The sequence below is a fragment of the Enterobacter sp. SENG-6 genome (assembly GCF_001605945.1).
GTDB classification, from domain to species: Bacteria; Pseudomonadota; Gammaproteobacteria; order Enterobacterales; family Enterobacteriaceae; genus Enterobacter; species Enterobacter cloacae.
The window spans coordinates 1-17,268 of record NZ_LOMM01000077.1 but is presented as its reverse complement, the minus strand read 5'-3'; the positions used below and the strand labels follow the sequence as shown (position 1 = coordinate 17,268).

Sequence of the window (17,268 nt, the reverse complement as noted above, 5' to 3'; positions counted from 1 at the left end):
AATTTGATTTAGGGAAATTAAAATGACAAAAAATATTGTTGCCGGAATGATGATGGCCGCGTTTTCAGGGGCAGTATATGCAGGATCCGCACAAGCCATACCGGATTTTTCACCGGAAAGTTTATCGGTTTCAGCCTCTGCCGGGATGCTGAGCGGAAAATCCCATGAAATGGTGTACGACGAAGTCACAGGAAGAAAAATCAGCCAGCTCGACTGGAAAATCAAAAATGTCGCCATTCTGAAAGGTGATATTTCCTGGGATGCTTATTCATTTTTGACACTGAACGCCCGCGGCTGGACGTCTCTGGCATCAGGCTCGGGTCATATGGATGACTACGACTGGATGAATGCAAAACAATCCTCCTGGACAGACCATTCATCCCATCCTGCGACCAACGTCAATTACGCCAATGAATACGATCTCAACGTTAAAGGCTGGATCTTCCAGGGCGATAACTATAAAGCTGGCGTAACCGCAGGTTATCAGGAAACGCGCTTCAGCTGGACGGCGACCGGTGGCTCTTATAATTATGATAACGGCACCAATACAGGCAACTTCCCGGCAGGTGAACGCGGTATTGGCTATAGCCAGCGCTTCTCCATGCCGTACATTGGCCTGGCGGGTCAGTACCGTTTCAATGATTTTGAATTCAATGCCCTGTTTAAATTCAGTGACTGGGTACGCGCGCACGACAACGACGAGCACTATATGCGCGATCTGACCTTCCGTGAGAAGACCTCGGATTCCCGCTACTACGGTGCGTCGGTTGACGCAGGTTATTACGTCACGCCGAACGCCAAAGTGTTCGCAGAATTTACCTATAGCAGTTACGAAGAAGGTAAAGGCGGTACGCAGATTATTGATACCAATACTGGCGAATCGGGCTCTATTGGCGGAGATGCTGCCGGTATTTCAAACCGCAACTATACCATTACTGCGGGTCTGCAATACCGCTTCTGATCCCGTTGTGGTTAATCAAGATCGGGCCCCTGACGGGGCCTTTTTGTGATGTTGAGTTAAACTCACATTGATTCTGACTATTTGTCGTTTTTCAAACGCGACGTCCCTGAAATATCATTCTTCAAAATTGATAAATGTTCAGGGAGCAAACATGACGCTTGACGTTATATTTCATTTAATGAAGCTGGTCTCACTAGATGAATATTCATCCGGCGCCAATTTATCGGCACTGCTGGAATCGCTGTCAGCAGAAAAAGAGAACGATGTTACCCTTGCGGCCTTTGTGCATCGCCTTCACATTCTGTGTGCCGCTCACAACGACCCCATGCAAGCTGAAGCGTTGCTCGCCGCTAATCTGCCAAAAGAAGGTGAGCCCCTTCCCGTACTGGATTTTTCAGGATGGCCGCTGGTGCGTTACGCCCTTTCAGGTGAATTACAAACGCCCGAGTCTGAGGCATACTTTCAGAACGTCACGTCGGCTGCCACTATATTGCGTGCAGCGATAGTAGATTCAGAGCGCGCAAACAATACGCCTGCGATCGCTATTCTCGATAAACTTCTCAACCTGAACGGTGCATTGCCGGAAAGGTATAAAAAAATGGCAAATATTCCATACGCCTGAAGTCTATAGAGCAGGATACGCCCGCGGCATATCCTGCTTTTGATGACTACAGCCGATGCTCGTCGTATTCCAGACAGATGATATCAAGAGAAGGAATGACCGGGGCATGCAGGTCAAGCCAGTCCAGCAGACATTCAATACTCTTTTTCCTGAGTGAATTTTTCGGCCAGACAATGTAATAACCGTCTCCGGTGGCGATGGCTTCTTTGAAAGGCAGCGCAAGCAGTCCGCTATTCAGCGCGTCAAGCGAAAGCAGCAGGTCGGCAATCGCGACGCCATGGCCGTTCATGGCGGCACTACTCCCCTGTTCAAGGGTGTCGAAAACCGCTCCGCGACTCATATCAAGCCCGGGGAATAACCCCGTCCTTCTCAGCCACCGCCGCCAGTCGCGTCTGTCCGGGGAAGGATGGATCAGATCGCACTGCGAAAGTTGCTCTCGGGCAGATTCCAGTAAAGCGGGGTTACAGACCGGAATAAGCCATTCACTGAAAAGCAATCGGCTCTCCGTTGACTCGCCAAAATGGCCGTTGCCCAGCAGGATCGCGCAATCATAGGGCTCTCGCGTGAAATCAACGGTATCGATGTCCATCCAGACGCTGGCTATTTCAACGTTGGGTTTTTCATGATGTTCACGAAACGATCGCAGGACGTTAAGCAACCATCTCATGGTGAGCGTACTGGGTGCCTTCAGCCGCAACAGGTGGTTTTCACTTCTGAAAGCCCGACAGGCCCACTCGATGCTCCTGAACCCTTCGTGAAGCTGCCCGGCCAGAACACGCCCCGCCTCACTGATCTCCACTCTCGGCCCCTGCCGTTTGAACAGCTCACAGTCGAACCACATTTCCAGGGTGCGGACATGTCTGCTGACCGCGCCCGGCGTAATATTGAGCACTTCAGCGGCTTTACTGAAGGAGTTTACTCGCGCAGCGACTTCAAAGGCGCGCAGGGCATAGAGTGGTGGTAACGACATCGTTTCCCTTAACAAGGCGGCGGTTAAACCCGTAATACACCGGGCTTACGTTAAATGACGATCGGGTCGGTTAATTGACCCTTTCACTTTCTTCTATCCAGCGTATCAGCGCCGGAAGCTGCGTTTCTGAGAATACCGCGATCCCATGTTCAGCGAGTAATGCTGCCGCGACACCCATCCCCGTGTTGCGCACGCCGCTAAAAGAACCATCATAGATATGCTGGCTCCCGCAGGTTGGGCTGCCATCCGTGAGCAGCGCCGCGCGACAGCCATGCTCCTGTGCGGTACGTAGCGCCAGCCAGGCGGCAAGCTGATAGTGCTCTGTGACATCCTGGCCCGTATTCTCAATGATTCTGGCCTGCCCGCGCATGACATCCCGACCGTCGGCCGACAAAATCTCTGCTGGTGGTCGGGGCACCGGCAACCCGGCAGCCAGTTCAGGGCAGTGGATCACTAACCGCTGCTCCGCTTGCCAGCGGGAGAGTTGCGCCATCGCCTTCGCTTTTTCGCTGCCGTTGTAACGCACCCTGAACCCCATCAGGCACGCACTGACCAGAATTTTATTTATCATCGCTTCCCTGTCGTGTAGATGATGAAAGTGAGGAAGTGTAACACGCTGCGGGTACTGGCGTGGATGGTGAAGGTTGACTGTGTGTGAGAAATATAGTTGAGGAAGATAAGCACCTGTTTAATCGTCTGGCTGTTCAGTATTATTATTCAGCATCGTAAATTGTCTGAATTCGATACGTTGATGAGGGATTAGGATGGAACAGAATTTCACACCTGAACAAATTGAAATGATAAACCGTGTTGTTTTTGCGCAAATCAACGTAATGAATGAGAAAATTGCTCAAATCATTGAAGATACAGAATCTACGGCACACCATCAATTGAAGGATAACGGCATCGACATGACAGATTTCTATCCCGCTAATAAGCATTTCCTGATGATGTCGCTTATACAACATCTGATAGATAAAGTGCACGGTGGCGATATGGCGCTAGCCCAAAAGATGCTGATTATGGAAGCTAAGAGGCTGAACATCAGCGTAAATGTTGAGGCGGATAAGTCGAGAGATTGAGTCGCAGAAATGGCCGGGCATGGGTCATTCATAGCATTGTGATGACGTATGCTCAGTAAAACTGACACGAAAACGTCCAGAGTCCCTCCGTTGATTTGTGAAAATAGCCGATACCATTATCCGCCCACATCCAGTTGACCTTTTCCTCTGATCCCACCTGAAAGACAAAGTCTTCTATCCCCACGCCATGTTGTATCTCCAGCGGGTATCCTCCGACCTTGGTTCCCCTGTAGCGTTTGAAATCATCATGGAAGCGGTCACTTGCCTCCTGATCATCGTTTACGTCAGAAAGGTCAATAATATCCCAGGCATCCTCCCATCCCGGCGCGTCATCATTAACACCCATCCATCGAATCGGAAATGCGCGATAAGGCGTGTCTGTTGCTGGCAATAACTCAAGCCCTTCAAGGGTGGCATATTCCCGTATGAGCCAACCTTCACCATGAGGTTTATCAAATGGATGGCTTTCAATATTGTGAAAGAGCACCAGGAGTGCCACGTCCTTCAGTTGCTCAGGGATAACGGGAAGCTCATCTATACGAATCTGAAGAAGCGGAAACATCGGCTGCCCCTTCCAGAGTGGTAATCCTTCACCGGGAAGAGCGACACCGTTTAAAAACCAGGATGTAAGGGGGTCTGCCGGGGGACGAAAACCGCCCACTTGTGCCACCGATGCAGGACGTAATTTGGATCTGAGTTCGTCTAAAACTAACGCACTCCTGGATTTCATATTTGTCGCCTTACGTATGGAGATGCTCTATACAGTCTGAAATAAAGACATTTTTATTATATCGTAATCATTATTCATCAGACCTGCATATAAAAAGGGCTTGTCATGTTTGCGGTTGAGAAATTAAAAGTGAAGTACCCAGGCGCCGGTGCCTGGCAAATGGGCGACAACCCGGAACTGGCCAGCGAGCTTGCAGACCTGATTAAAAAAGGGATCAAAACCGCTTCCTGCGGATCTTTTGCCTCTTATCAGCAGGAGGAGTCTGCCCCGCGGATCGGGAGTTATAACATTATTCTTGATGGCCAGAATGTTCCGGTCTGTGTAACCCGGCTGGTTTCAATGCGACTGGTGCGTTTTTGTGATGTGACCGAGGCGTTTGCCCGTAAAGAAGGTGAAGGCGATTTAAGCCTTGAATACTGGCAGAAAGAGCATCAACGATTTTTCACCCGAGAAGGTCATTTTTCTGAAGATATGGAGTTGATAGCAGAAGAATTTGAAGTGGTTGAGGTGCTGTGAAAGGAGAGAAAATTAATCGCCCGGGCCAGGACATAGCAGTGAGGGGGTGAAAGGCGCCACCGGCGCCCTGTGTAAGACGTATTGCAGTACCTCGACTGTTTTTCCACCGTAAATGTCCCTGTCAGGCAGCTTTCACGGCTCGGATTTTTTTACTGCCAGCCTCATCAGATTCTGTTTTGTCGGTTACAGCGTTGAGATCGGGCAGTTTGCTGGTACGCAGAATATGCTGCACGGCCTCTTTCTGCTCGGCGAGATACAGCCCCAGATCTTCAGCCTGCGTTTCGTCCATCTGCAGTCCGCTTTGCAGCAGCCAGTCGGTGAACGCGTCTGCCATGTCGAGCAGTTTGTCGTGCGCGTCAGCCTCTTTCTTACTGGCAAATGTCATTTTCTCTTCACCTTTTCTTACAACAACATATTTTGTTTCAACCGCCATGACGCGCCCCTTTAACTGTATTTATATACAGTATAACCCTTCACGGTGTAGGTTGCAGCTAAAATTTATTTTCTGTCCGTCCCCCTTACCGTTGCCCCACTCTGCCCGCCTGTGGGTGAGCCTTAACCCAGACGGCCAGCGTATGAACTACACTTCTTAATTCGCGGCCGACTCGGGCCGTATACCGCATTTCATTTCTGCCTTTCATGCAATCTGTCTATCTGAGTGGAGAATAATCATGGGTTATGTAACAACTCGCGATGGCGTCAATATCTACTACAAGGACTGGGGTCCAAAAGACGGGAAAGTGATCTTTTTCCATCACGGCTGGCCGCTAAGCAGTGATGACTGGGACGCCCAGATGCTGTTCTTCGTCAATAAAGGATTCCGCGTTGTGGCCCATGACCGTCGCGGTCATGGTCGTTCAGATCAGGTGTGGGACGGCCATGATATGGATCACTACGCTGACGATGTGGCCGCCGTTGTGGAACATCTTGGCGTACAGGGTGCGATGCATGTCGGGCATTCAACCGGCGGCGGTGAGGTGGTGCGTTATATCGCCCGGCACGGTGAAGACAAAGTTTCCAAAGCCGTACTGATCAGTGCTGTACCGCCCCTGATGGTGAAGACGGAGAGTAATCCTCAGGGTACGCCAAAGTCAGTGTTTGATGATTTTCAGGCCCAGCTGGCGGCGAATCGTCCTCAGTTCTATTATGACGTGCCCGCGGGACCGTTCTATGGATTTAATCGCCCGGGGGCGAAGCCTTCCGAAGCGGTCATCTATAACTGGTACCGTCAGGGGATGATGGGAAGCGCCAAGGCGCATTACGATGGGATTGTGGCCTTCTCGCAGACTGACTTCACGGAAGACCTCAAAGGGATATCCATCCCTGTTCTGGTCATCCATGGGGATGACGATCAGGTGGTGCCGTATGCAGATTCCGGCGCGATGTCAGTCAAGCTGGTCCAGAACGGAACCCTGCATACCTATAAAGGCGCGCCTCACGGTATCCCAACGACACATGCCGATCAGATCAATGCCGATCTTCTCGCCTTTATAAACAGTTAACCCCGCACATTATCCCCTCAGGCGGGAGCAAAACGGTTCCCGCCCAGGCTAGGGGGATGTTCGGCATAGATGCTGCGTTTTCGGGCTGACAATGCTGCGACGCCATGCCCCCGGCGCCTGACCATACTGACGCTTAAAGCTGCGATTGAAAGACTGCTGGGAGTCAAAGCCCAACGCAATCGCCACGTTCAGGATCGGCTCATCGCTATGGGTTAACCGCTCCATCGATTTTTGAAGTTTCTGCGCACGGATATACTCGGCAATAGGATAACCCGTGTGTTCTTTGAAGATCCGCTGAAGATGCCATTTTGAATAGCCTGCACGCTTTGATACGGTCTCAATGTCCAGACGACTATCCAGGTTGTTATCGATCCAGTCGAGCAGATCGTGAATAAATGCGCCAGTGTCCATCTTCTCCCCCACACGCCACGTAGTAAAAAGCACCTTTGTTTGTTGCATTTAAAGATGGCCCGTTTTGATGTTAAATGCAAGTTTTATTGTTGCATTTAAATCCCTGCCGGAAACGCGCCTTTTTCCCCGGCCTCAAATAGCACATAAAGTGCAACAATTATTCTTGCACTAAATTTAGCGCCTACCTACAATCGCCGCGATAGTGTATTCACAATTGTTACAGTTTTGTGGCGATGAACGACACAAATGGCCTTAAGCCAGCCCGGACAAAGGAAGTGGCGCGGCGTCCCCCGTTGCGTCTTGCCCGGCGGCTACAACTACCGGAATAAAAATAATGAGCCTGCAAAAAACCTGGGGTAATTTTCATCTGAACGCGTTGGGCGCGATGTTACTCTCCGCCCTGCTCGTCGGGTGTGACGAGGGTGTCGCGCAAAATGCCGCGCCACAAGCGCCCACCGTCAGCGCCGCTGACGTGGTCGTCAAATCCATTAGCCAGTGGGATAGCTTTAATGGCCGGATCGAAGCGGTGGAAAGCGTACAGCTCCGCCCTCGCGTCTCCGGCTACATTGATAAAGTGAATTACACCGACGGTCAGGAGGTCAAAAAAGGCCAGGTATTGTTCACGATCGATGACAGAACCTATCGCGCCACGCTGGAACAGGCGCAGGCAGCGCTGGCAAGAGCCAAAACGCAGGCCAGCCTGGCGCAAAGCGAGGCAAACCGTACCGATAAACTGGTCAATACCCATCTGGTATCCCGTGAAGAGTGGGAGCAGCGCCGCGCTGCTGCCGTCCAGGCCCAGGCCGACATTCGCGCCGCACAGGCGGCGGTGGATGCCGCGCAACTGAACCTGGATTTCACTAAAGTCACCGCCCCTATCGACGGGCGCGCCAGCCGCGCGTTGATCACCAGCGGGAACCTCGTTACCGCCGGTGACAGCGCCAGCGTGCTCACCACGCTGGTCTCGCAGAAGACGGTTTACGTCTACTTTGACGTGGATGAGTCAACCTACCTTCACTATCAAAAACTCGCCCTCAGCGGGCAAGGTGCCGCCAGCAATCACCAGGCGCTACCGGTTGAGATTGGGCTGGTGGGCGAGGATGGCTATCCCCATCAGGGCAAAGTCGATTTTCTTGATAATCAGTTAACGCCAAGTACCGGCACCATCCGCATGCGCGCGCTGCTGGATAACACACAGCGTCAGTTCACGCCGGGACTGTTTGCCCGCGTCCGCCTGCCGGGCAGCGCGGAGTTCCAGGCCACGCTTATCGACGACAAGGCAGTACTGACCGATCAGGATCGTAAGTATGTCTATGTCGTTGATAAAGAGAGTAAAGCGCAGCGTCGTGATATTACGCCAGGGCGTCTGGCCGACGGTTTACGTATCGTCCAGCAGGGGCTGAAGCCTGGCGATAAAGTCATCGTCGACGGTTTACAAAAAGTGTTTATGCCGGGCATGCCGGTAAACGCGAAAACCGTTGCCATGACCACCCGCGCCGCCCTTAACTGATCCCTTATCTGAGAATCCGACCCATGGACTTTTCCCGCTTTTTTATCGACAGGCCAATCTTTGCCGCGGTGCTGTCGATACTGATTTTTATCACAGGCTTAATCGCCATCCCGCTGTTGCCGGTGAGCGAATACCCTGACGTTGTGCCGCCAAGCGTGCAGGTGCGCGCGGAGTATCCCGGCGCCAACCCGAAGGTGATTGCAGAGACCGTGGCGACGCCGCTGGAAGAAGCGATCAACGGCGTTGAAAACATGATGTACATGAAGTCCGTCGCCGGCTCCGACGGCGTACTGGTGACCACCGTCACGTTCCGCCCAGGAACCGACCCGGATCAGGCCCAGGTTCAGGTACAAAACCGCGTGTCACAGGCCGAAGCGCGCCTGCCGGAAGACGTTCGCCGTCTGGGTATCACCACCCAGAAGCAGTCGCCGACGCTGACGCTGGTGGTGCATCTGTTTTCGCCCGGCGGTAAGTACGATTCACTCTATATGCGTAACTACGCCACGCTGAAAGTGAAGGATGAACTGGCGCGTCTGCCCGGCGTCGGCCAAATCCAGATTTTTGGCTCGGGCGAATACGCGATGCGCGTCTGGCTGGATCCGAATAAGGTGGCGGCACGCGGCCTGACCGCCTCGGACGTGGTAACGGCAATGCAGGAACAAAACGTGCAGGTGTCCGCCGGACAGCTGGGCGCCGAGCCGCTGCCGAAAGAGAGCGATTTCCTGATCTCCATTAACGCGCAGGGTCGTCTGCATACTGAAGAAGAGTTTGGCAATATTATCCTGAAAACCGCGCAGGATGGCTCGCTGGTGCGACTGCGCGATGTGGCGCGCATTGAAATGGGCTCCGGCAGCTATGCGCTGCGCTCCCAGCTCAACAATAAAGACGCGGTCGGGATTGGTATCTTCCAGTCGCCGGGAGCGAACGCCATCGATCTGTCTAACGCGGTGCGCGCTAAAATGGCAGAACTGTCTACCCGTTTCCCGGAAGACATGAAATGGGCGGCACCGTACGATCCGACGGTATTCGTGCGTGACTCCATTCGCGCGGTCGTGCAGACGCTGCTGGAAGCGGTGGTGCTGGTTGTACTGGTGGTCATTCTGTTCCTGCAAACCTGGCGTGCGTCGATCATTCCGCTGATCGCGGTGCCGGTCTCGGTGGTCGGCACGTTCAGCGTTCTTTATCTGCTGGGCTTTTCGCTTAACACCCTGAGTTTGTTCGGGCTGGTGCTGGCGATCGGTATCGTCGTGGACGACGCCATTGTGGTGGTGGAAAACGTCGAGCGAAACATCGAAGAGGGGCTTGCGCCGCTGGCGGCGGCGCATCAGGCGATGCGTGAGGTCTCCGGGCCCATTATCGCGATTGCGCTGGTGCTGTGCGCGGTGTTCGTGCCGATGGCGTTTCTTTCGGGGGTTACGGGTCAGTTCTACAAGCAGTTTGCGGTGACGATCGCGATATCAACGGTGATCTCCGCCATTAACTCGCTGACGCTTTCGCCTGCGCTGGCCGCCCTGCTCCTGAAGCCGCACGGCGCGCCGAAGGACCTCCCTACCCGGCTTATCGATCGCCTGTTCGGCTGGATTTTCCGTCCGTTCAACCGCTTCTTCCACCGTAGCTCGAACGGTTATCAGGGGCTGGTGGGCAAAACGCTCGGACGACGCGGTGCGGTGTTTGTGGTCTATGTTCTGCTGCTCTGTGCCGCAGGCGTGATGTTTAAAGCCGTACCCGGCGGGTTTATTCCCACTCAGGATAAGCTGTACCTGATTGGCGGCGTGAAAATGCCGGAAGGCTCATCGCTGGCACGTACCGATGCGGTGATCCGCAAAATGAGCGAAATCGGTATGAACACCGAGGGCGTGGATTATGCGGTCGCCTTCCCGGGGCTGAATGCGCTGCAGTTCACCAATACGCCGAATACCGGGACGGTCTTCTTTGGCCTGAAACCGTTTGATCAGCGTAAACACACGGCGGCGGAAATTAACGCCGAGATCAACGCCAAAATCGCGCAAATCCAGCAGGGCTTTGGCTTCTCCATTCTGCCGCCGCCTATTCTGGGGCTGGGTCAGGGGTCGGGTTACTCGCTGTACATCCAGGATCGGGCCGGTCTGGGATACGGTGCGTTGCAAAATGCGGTGAACACCATGTCGGGCGCAATTATGCAGACGCCGGGAATGCACTTCCCTATCTCCACCTACCAGGCGAACGTTCCGCAGCTGGATGTGCAGGTCGACAGGGATAAGGCCAAAGCCCAGGGCGTGTCGCTGACCGATCTGTTCGGGACGCTGCAAACCTATCTGGGATCGTCCTATGTGAATGACTTTAACCAGTTCGGCCGCACCTGGCGCGTGATGGCGCAGGCCGACGGGCCGTATCGCGACAGCGTGGAAGATATTGCGAATCTGCGCACCCGTAATAATCAGGGCGAAATGGTGCCGATTGGCAGTATGGTCAATATCAGTACCACTTACGGGCCCGATCCGGTGATCCGCTACAACGGCTATCCGGCGGCGGACCTGATTGGCGATGCCGACCCGCGCGTCCTCTCCTCTACCCAGGCAATGACGCAACTGGAGGGGATGTCTAAGCAGATTCTGCCGAACGGGATGAATATCGAGTGGACGGATCTGAGCTTCCAGCAGGCCACTCAGGGGAACACGGCGTTAATCGTCTTCCCGGTCGCGGTTCTGCTGGCGTTCCTGGTCCTGGCGGCACTGTACGAAAGCTGGACGCTGCCGCTGGCGGTGATCCTTATCGTGCCGATGACGATGCTCTCTGCCCTGTTTGGCGTCTGGCTGACCGGCGGTGATAACAACGTGTTCGTGCAGGTGGGGCTGGTAGTATTGATGGGGCTGGCGTGTAAAAACGCGATTCTTATCGTGGAGTTCGCCCGCGAGCTGGAAATCCAGGGCAAAGGTATAATGGAAGCGGCGCTCGAAGCGTGCCGCCTGCGTTTACGCCCGATTGTGATGACCTCCATCGCCTTTATCGCCGGGACCATCCCGCTCATCCTCGGCCACGGTGCGGGTGCAGAAGTGCGCGGCGTCACCGGGATCACGGTATTCTCCGGTATGCTGGGCGTAACGCTGTTTGGCCTGTTCCTGACGCCGGTGTTTTACGTGACGCTGCGTAAATTTGTCACGCGCGGCAAAGTGGAAAGAGAGGTCTTGCCCGCGTAATACGCTGCAGATAACAAAAAACCGCCTTCACGATGAAGGCGGTTTTTTTATGCAGCCATTAATGCGCTTTCTTGTACTGGGCAATCAGTTCGGGCACCGGATCGCACCCGCTGGTATCCGCTTTCTTGAGCTCTTCCAGCGCGCTTGCCACGGTATGACCGGCTAAGACCGCGAGTGACGCCTGCTCGGCCTCTTCAGCGATGGATTTAAAGTACCAGCACGTATTCGCGCTCACCACGCAGCGCGCCGGTACGTCGGGGCGCGACGCCCACAGCTTTTTGTCTTCTATAACAGAAAGGTAGATATCACGCAGGGTGATCTGTTCCGGCGGGCGGCCAAGATGAATTGAGCCGTTGCGACCAAGCGTTGAGACGATAATACCGTCACGCGTGAGGGGAACCATCAGTTTGCGGATAAAGCTCGGATTCGCTTCCAGGCCGTAGGCCAGAATCGCACTCGTCGAACGTTCACCCAATTGCTCCGCCATCGCTACGCTGAGAACCATCTGCAAAGCTGTCGGGAAGCGGTAATCTAACATTTACGTATCCTGGGTTGCGGTGAATCTTATTCTTTTTGGCACCGCAGAGGTGAATAATCAATAAGCAACAATATAACAAATACCGTAATTATTTTGAAGCTATCTACTTTGACCCGCCCCGTAAAAAAGAGTTTCCATCGCGCACGAAATGGGATCACCCTCCCGTTTTCTTCAGGCAAACGCCGGGTTGGGAAAATCAACCGTCACCCTGAGCCCACCGTCAGCAGAGGTACTCAGGCTCACGCTGCTGTTGTGCTGCTGCGCCACCGCTTTAACGATGGCCAGACCCAGCCCGCTCCCGTTCTGCACCTGATTCGGATCGCGGAAAAACCGGTCAAACACCCGTTCCCTCAACGCAACCGGAATACCCGGCCCGGCATCGGAGACGCTGAATTGAGTGGACGTCTCCGCCGAAAAGAGATCGACCGCCACCCGCCCGCCTTGCGGGCTGTATTTAATGGCATTTTCAATCACGTTATCGATAAGCGACATCAGACGTTCTCTGACACCGCTCACCCAGCTTTCTTCCAGAGCGTAGAATTCAAGCTCAATATTACGTTCCGCGGCGAGCGGTGCCAGCACCGCCATGCGCTCCTGGATGAGCGTCGTAAGCGGCACCGGCTCCATCGCCGTATCCACGCTTGCTTCGCTGTGCATCATCAGCAAAAGCTGATTAACCAGACGTGCCGCCCGGCTATTGCTGCGAATAATTCCCGCCAGCAGCGCCTGTTGATTATCACTGCTGACGTAGGCCTGCAACGCCTCCACATTGATTCGCATCGCAGCCAGCGGCGTGCGCAGTTCGTGAGCGGCATCGGCAATAAATACCCGCTCCCTTTCCGTGCTTTCTCGCACCCTGGCAAGGAACTGATTAGTCGCATTCACCATCTGGCTAAGCTCCCGGTGCGTTGGAACCGCCTTTAACGGAGAGAGATCTTCTGGCGCGCGTGAGGCAATTTCATTCACGACGTTGTTCCACGGGCGCATAGCGATGCGGATGGACAGCCATGCGGGAAACAGCAGAAAAGGAATACACACCAGCAGCGGCATGATGTAGTAGCCGCGCGAGTTGAGGTAGATAAAGAAATTCCACCCCGCAGCAGGCGTCACCAGCGTCACCTCCACGTCGGAATTCGCGGATTTTAGCGTGCGGCTGGTCCAGCTACGCCCGTCGCTGTGAATTCGCTCAATCTTCCCCAACCGGGTATTTTTCACGCCTATCGGTGCGCCAGCAGAGGCATACAGTATTGCGTTATGCTTGCGAATAATCATGGTGATGGAGAGTCCCGCATCGTCTCCTCCGCCGTAATCTTCCCGCAACGCCTGGCTGAACTGCTCCAGCACCTCGCTTCGTTCCTGCGTACGCCCTTCCATGTGTTCAACAAGGGTAAATATGGTTTTATATGTCTTATCGCCGGTCAGGATCGGGGGGCTACGCAAGTCATCCCACAGCATCCAGGTTAAAAAAAGACACCACAGCAGTGTCAGCAGAAGCATCTGAGCGACCATGATTCGCCGCACCAGCGTGGGCACCCGCAGGAAACGCCACAGGTTTCGCATCAATATGCTCCCTTCTGAATCGCAACGGTATCAATGACATACCCGACGCCCCGCACCGTTCGTACATAGCCGTCGCCAATTTTTCGACGCAGGTTCCCCATATGCACATCAAGCGCATTACTCATGTTTTCTTTCGCACCAAAGATCCTTTCTTCCAGAAAACGGCGCGTAAGCACGCGGTCAGCACGCAACATCAGGGTTTCAAGCAGCGCGTATTCGCTGGCCGTCAGCTCAATATGGCGGGAACTCACCGTGACGCGACGCGTCGGCACATGCAGGGATAATCCTCTGATTTCTACCGCCTCGTTTTGATAGCCATAACTGCGTCGCGCAAGCGCCCTCACCCGGGCCAGCAGCTCGGCGAGCACAAACGGTTTAACCAGATAGTCATCGGCACCGGCATCCAGCCCGCTCAGGCGATCCTGCAGCGTTCCTCGCGCCGTCAGGATAATAACGGGGATGCCTTTTAGCTGCTGACGCACGTACGCCATCAGGCTCATACCATCGCCATCCGGCAGCCCCAGGTCGAGCAGAATAAGTTCAGGCGCGCAGACAGCAAGTTGATGCAGCGCATCCTCTTTGCGGCGGACCCATATGACATCTAATCCTTGATCTGCAAGGGCAATACGCACGCCATTGCCGAGATCCAGGTCGTCTTCAATTAGTAATATTTTCACAAGGGCAACTTTATCAACCGTGAATGAAGAACGTCTTAAGAAAGAGACGGTAACAGGTAATTTAACAGTTTTGCATCATCGGCATCTGCTTCAGTCTTTCTTCATTTTGAGCTCATAAGAACCTTAGGGTGGACATTCAAACTGGGCGCTCTGGCGATTAACACCGCTTGTAACGTAATCATTTGAATCCAAAAGGACTTCTTTAATGAGACATATCGAACTGCGTCACTCGTTCCCCCTTTCGCTCCCGGGGCTCAGTCTGAAGAACATCGTGCCAGGCGCGCTGCTGGCATTACTGGCCACCCCGGTACTGGCCTCAGAACAACAGGGCAACGTGCTGACCTTAGGCGGAGGCGTGGATGTTGCGCCCCGCTATTCGGGTTCGGATAAAAACCGCGCCACCACGGCGGTGGTGGTGGATTACGCGATGTATAACGGATTCTTCGTCAGCACCACGCGAGGGATCGGTTACGGCAACAACATCGGCAACCTGGATTACAGCGCGGCGCTGAGCTATCGCGCGGGCCGTAAGGATCGAGACGTGGACAGCGATTCGATCAGCGGCGGCAGCGATTATTTGCGCGGTATGGGCGACATCAAAGGTTCGGCTCTGGTGGTGCCAGGGCTGGGGTACAAAGTCACCGACTGGCTGAATCTGCAATTACAGGCAGAGGTGCCGGTTTCGGAGCGAGACAACGGCGAAGCGCTGCATTTCGGCATTTCCAGCCCGCTCTTTACCTCACCGAACAACGCGGTGACGCTGTCGCTGACCGGTAGCTGGGGCAGCAGCAAGTACATGCAGACTTACTACGGGGTGAATGCATCCCAGTCCGCCGCATCCGGGTTTGCCCGATATGACGCTGGCGCCGGAATTTATGCCTGGTCAACGAATCTCGACTGGACGCACAAGCTCACCCAACGCTGGAGCGTGGTTGCTGGCGCAGGCGTTACGCAGCTGATGGGGGATGCAGCCGACAGCCCGATTGTTCAGCGAAAAACCTCGCCGACGGGAAGTTTGAAGGTTACGTACAGTTTCTGATTTATTTGGATGGAACGCCAAAATCCGCCCCGTGTTAGATGACGGGGCGGCACTTGATAGGGATAAGGAACGTATCGCGTCAGGTTGACAGGTCATGATTGCAGGCTGGCATGTGTACCAATACGCCATTCTGTTCCTGCGTGAGCGTCGGTTTTGAGCGAGGAGCAAACGTTGGCAATTATTCTGCTAGCCTAATAAAGGGTTAGTAAAAAATGGGATTTCAGTAAGCATTGGATTCTCATTCTGCCAAACGAAACTGAGGATTTTAATATGGGGCCTTATCGCACTTATCTAATCACTGGTGCAACAAAAGGGATAGGAAGAGCACTCAGTGACAAATTATCAGAACAGGGTCACCAGGTTGTGGGTATTGCCCGTAATGTTGATGCCAGCTTTCCGGGGGTTTTATATACGGCTGACCTGAGTAGCGCTGATGAGACTAACTTAATTTTATTAAAAATAGTCAAAAATCACGAAATTCACGGCATTGTAAATAATGTGGGTGTAGCCTTACCCCAACAACTTGGAGGCATTGATATTCAAACGTTCCTGCATGTCATGGATATAAACGTACGGGTGGCAGTTCAAATAACACAAGCACTCATCGGCAACATGAAGAGCAGAGGCTGGGGAAGAATAGTTAATGTATGTAGCCGTGCCATCTACGGTGCGATTGACAGAACAGCTTACTCAGCAGCAAAAAGTGCTCTGGTAGGTTGTACACGGACCTGGGCATTAGAGCTTGCTCAATTCGGGATCACCTCAAATGCGATTGCTCCTGGGCCAATAGAGACAGAGCTTTTTCATAAAACACGACCTGTTGGAAGTGAAGCAGAACAACGTATTTTATCGACAATCCCAATGGGCAGACTGGGTTCTCCTGCTGAAGTGGCTTCAGCAATAGCCTTTCTTTTATCACCAGAAGCGAGTTTTATTACTGGCGTAGTGCTGCCTGTTGATGGTGGAGGAAGCCTGGGAGGACGTTAGAAACATTCAGAAACTCTGTGGAAATAGATAACGCCTATCCAGGGCCGAAATTTGATATTGTCGCAGTTAGTAAGATATTTTTAACCTGTCTAATCCAATAAATACACTGATGCATTGAAGCGAGATCTATGAGTTTAAAGCCGCGTAAAATCGTTTTAATTCCCGGGTTTATGCTGAATGAAATGCTTTGGCATGAATTTGAAACATACCTCCCGTCAAACTGTATTGTTCATCATGCATCTGTAACTGAAGGACGAACCATTCATGATGTAGTGCAGCATTTGATTACTCTTCTGCCTGAGAAGTTTTCTTTGATAGGTTTTTCGATGGGAGGGTATATTGCCCGGCAACTGGCAGCAGAATTCCCTGAACGTGTAGAGTCCTTAGTGCTTATTGCCAGTTCCTTACGGGAAGATACGCCGTTAGAGGCTGAAGCAAAGCGGAAAAGCGTGCAGTCATTGTCCCCCACAACGTTTAAGGGGCTGAGCAGACATGCTATTGCCCGGTCACTCCACCCTCTAAACACATCAAATCAGGATATGATTTCAGCTATCCAGAAAATGGGATGCTCTCTGGGATTTGAAGCCTTCATCACGCAATCATCCTTATCCAGGCAAGGTATACCTTCTGCAACGATACGTTGTCCAACACTGGTTATCGCCAGTGAAGATGATGCCATCCGTTCGATGAAGGAGGCAGAAGAATTGGTCGAAGCCATACCTTATGCGTCGTTAAGAATCATTCTGGATTGCGGCCATATGATTCCGCTCGAACAGCCCAGGGAGTTGGCAAGAACTATTGTTGAATGGATCCCGGCTACGTAAATTATTGGGGGTTTATCCGGCAAATATCCTGACTTACTTCATCAGGGTATGTAGCGCAACAGCCCATATTTCACTCCTCCTGACCTGCTCCCCGTTGATTAGTACACCCCGATGTTAGTAATGTCTTCATAAGCCACATGAGGACATCCCCATGAAGAAGCGT

Annotated in this window: 18 protein-coding genes; 10 read left to right on the top strand and 8 right to left on the bottom strand. The window is 53.1% G+C overall.

The genetic code is table 11. The features are described 5' to 3' along the window. Positions 1-22: 22 nt before the first annotated feature. Together AX755_RS22680 and AX755_RS22675 are read left to right on the top strand one after the other, a co-directional pair. Positions 23-961: an omptin family outer membrane protease gene (locus AX755_RS22680; protein WP_013096729.1), complete on the top strand. Its 939-nt coding sequence runs from the start codon at positions 23-25 to the stop codon at positions 959-961. Between the two features lie 151 nt (positions 962-1,112). Then, positions 1,113-1,583, top strand: a complete 471-nt coding sequence (locus AX755_RS22675) for a hypothetical protein (protein ID WP_013096730.1) — start codon at positions 1,113-1,115, stop codon at positions 1,581-1,583. 46 nt (positions 1,584-1,629) lie between these two features. Here the strand turns inward: AX755_RS22675 and AX755_RS22670 are convergent, their stop codons facing one another. Both AX755_RS22670 and AX755_RS22665 read right to left on the bottom strand, forming a co-directional pair. Then, the gene (locus AX755_RS22670; RefSeq protein WP_061771639.1) at positions 1,630-2,553 is read right to left on the bottom strand and encodes a LysR substrate-binding domain-containing protein; all 924 of its coding nucleotides are present in this window, start codon (positions 2,551-2,553) and stop codon (positions 1,630-1,632) included. 70 nt (positions 2,554-2,623) lie between these two features. After that, the gene (locus tag AX755_RS22665; protein ID WP_047023951.1) at positions 2,624-3,124 is read right to left on the bottom strand and encodes a DUF523 domain-containing protein; all 501 of its coding nucleotides are present in this window, start codon (positions 3,122-3,124) and stop codon (positions 2,624-2,626) included. Between the two features lie 193 nt (positions 3,125-3,317). Here AX755_RS22665 and AX755_RS22660 point away from each other — a divergent pair, with 193 nt between their 5' ends. Beyond that, a complete protein-coding gene (locus AX755_RS22660) occupies positions 3,318-3,635 on the top strand; it encodes a hypothetical protein (RefSeq protein WP_062857501.1) in 318 nt (105 codons plus the stop codon). 52 nt (positions 3,636-3,687) lie between these two features. Here the strand turns inward: AX755_RS22660 and AX755_RS22655 are convergent, their stop codons facing one another. After that, positions 3,688-4,365: a DUF1963 domain-containing protein gene (locus AX755_RS22655; RefSeq protein WP_062857500.1), complete on the bottom strand. Its 678-nt coding sequence runs from the start codon at positions 4,363-4,365 to the stop codon at positions 3,688-3,690. A 105-nt stretch (positions 4,366-4,470) separates the two neighbouring features. Between AX755_RS22655 and AX755_RS22650 the strand changes: the two genes are divergently transcribed. Next, on the top strand, positions 4,471-4,881 hold the full coding sequence (locus tag AX755_RS22650; protein ID WP_062857499.1) for an ASCH domain-containing protein: 411 nt from the start codon (positions 4,471-4,473) through the stop codon (positions 4,879-4,881). 121 nt (positions 4,882-5,002) lie between these two features. On the opposite strand, the gene AX755_RS22645 is transcribed toward AX755_RS22650, so the two are convergent. Further along, positions 5,003-5,314 carry a YebG family protein gene (locus AX755_RS22645; RefSeq protein WP_038419338.1) on the bottom strand — a complete coding sequence of 104 codons (312 nt, stop codon included), beginning with the start codon at positions 5,312-5,314 and terminating at the stop codon, positions 5,003-5,005. 238 nt (positions 5,315-5,552) lie between these two features. Between AX755_RS22645 and AX755_RS22640 the strand changes: the two genes are divergently transcribed. Further along, a complete protein-coding gene (locus AX755_RS22640; RefSeq protein WP_062857498.1) occupies positions 5,553-6,383 on the top strand; it encodes an alpha/beta fold hydrolase in 831 nt (276 codons plus the stop codon). 48 nt (positions 6,384-6,431) lie between these two features. Here the strand turns inward: AX755_RS22640 and AX755_RS22635 are convergent, their stop codons facing one another. Then, positions 6,432-6,794 (bottom strand): helix-turn-helix domain-containing protein, encoded by a 363-nt coding sequence (locus AX755_RS22635; protein WP_023620848.1) that lies wholly within the window; start codon positions 6,792-6,794, stop codon positions 6,432-6,434. A gap of 334 nt (positions 6,795-7,128) precedes the next feature. On the opposite strand from AX755_RS22635, the gene AX755_RS22630 reads away from it, so the two are divergent. Next, positions 7,129-8,304, top strand: coding sequence for an efflux RND transporter periplasmic adaptor subunit (locus AX755_RS22630; RefSeq protein WP_062857497.1), 1,176 nt, complete (start codon positions 7,129-7,131; stop codon positions 8,302-8,304). Between the two features lie 23 nt (positions 8,305-8,327). After that, positions 8,328-11,480 (top strand): multidrug efflux RND transporter permease subunit OqxB, encoded by a 3,153-nt coding sequence (oqxB, locus tag AX755_RS22625; protein WP_020688167.1) that lies wholly within the window; start codon positions 8,328-8,330, stop codon positions 11,478-11,480. A 58-nt stretch (positions 11,481-11,538) separates the two neighbouring features. Here the strand turns inward: oqxB and AX755_RS22620 are convergent, their stop codons facing one another. The 3 genes from AX755_RS22620 to AX755_RS22610 all read right to left on the bottom strand — a co-directional run bounded on the left by AX755_RS22620 (position 11,539) and on the right by AX755_RS22610 (position 14,255). Further along, positions 11,539-12,018 (bottom strand): RrF2 family transcriptional regulator, encoded by a 480-nt coding sequence (locus AX755_RS22620; protein ID WP_013096741.1) that lies wholly within the window; start codon positions 12,016-12,018, stop codon positions 11,539-11,541. A gap of 171 nt (positions 12,019-12,189) precedes the next feature. After that, positions 12,190-13,578, bottom strand: a complete 1,389-nt coding sequence (locus AX755_RS22615; RefSeq protein WP_029883653.1) for a sensor histidine kinase — start codon at positions 13,576-13,578, stop codon at positions 12,190-12,192. Beyond that, positions 13,578-14,255 carry a response regulator gene (locus AX755_RS22610; RefSeq protein WP_062857496.1) on the bottom strand — a complete coding sequence of 226 codons (678 nt, stop codon included), beginning with the start codon at positions 14,253-14,255 and terminating at the stop codon, positions 13,578-13,580. The genes AX755_RS22615 and AX755_RS22610 overlap by 1 nt, the downstream gene beginning before the upstream one ends. Before the next feature lie 205 nt (positions 14,256-14,460). Here AX755_RS22610 and AX755_RS22605 point away from each other — a divergent pair, with 205 nt between their 5' ends. The 3 genes from AX755_RS22605 (at position 14,461) to AX755_RS22595 (ending at position 17,105) form a co-directional block, all read left to right on the top strand. Next, positions 14,461-15,294, top strand: coding sequence for a MipA/OmpV family protein (locus tag AX755_RS22605; protein WP_047351743.1), 834 nt, complete (start codon positions 14,461-14,463; stop codon positions 15,292-15,294). Positions 15,295-15,564: 270 nt separating this feature from the next. Then, positions 15,565-16,281 carry an SDR family oxidoreductase gene (locus tag AX755_RS22600; protein ID WP_062857495.1) on the top strand — a complete coding sequence of 239 codons (717 nt, stop codon included), beginning with the start codon at positions 15,565-15,567 and terminating at the stop codon, positions 16,279-16,281. 128 nt (positions 16,282-16,409) lie between these two features. Beyond that, a complete protein-coding gene (locus AX755_RS22595; protein ID WP_062857494.1) occupies positions 16,410-17,105 on the top strand; it encodes an alpha/beta fold hydrolase in 696 nt (231 codons plus the stop codon). The last annotated feature ends 163 nt before the right edge of the window (positions 17,106-17,268 follow it).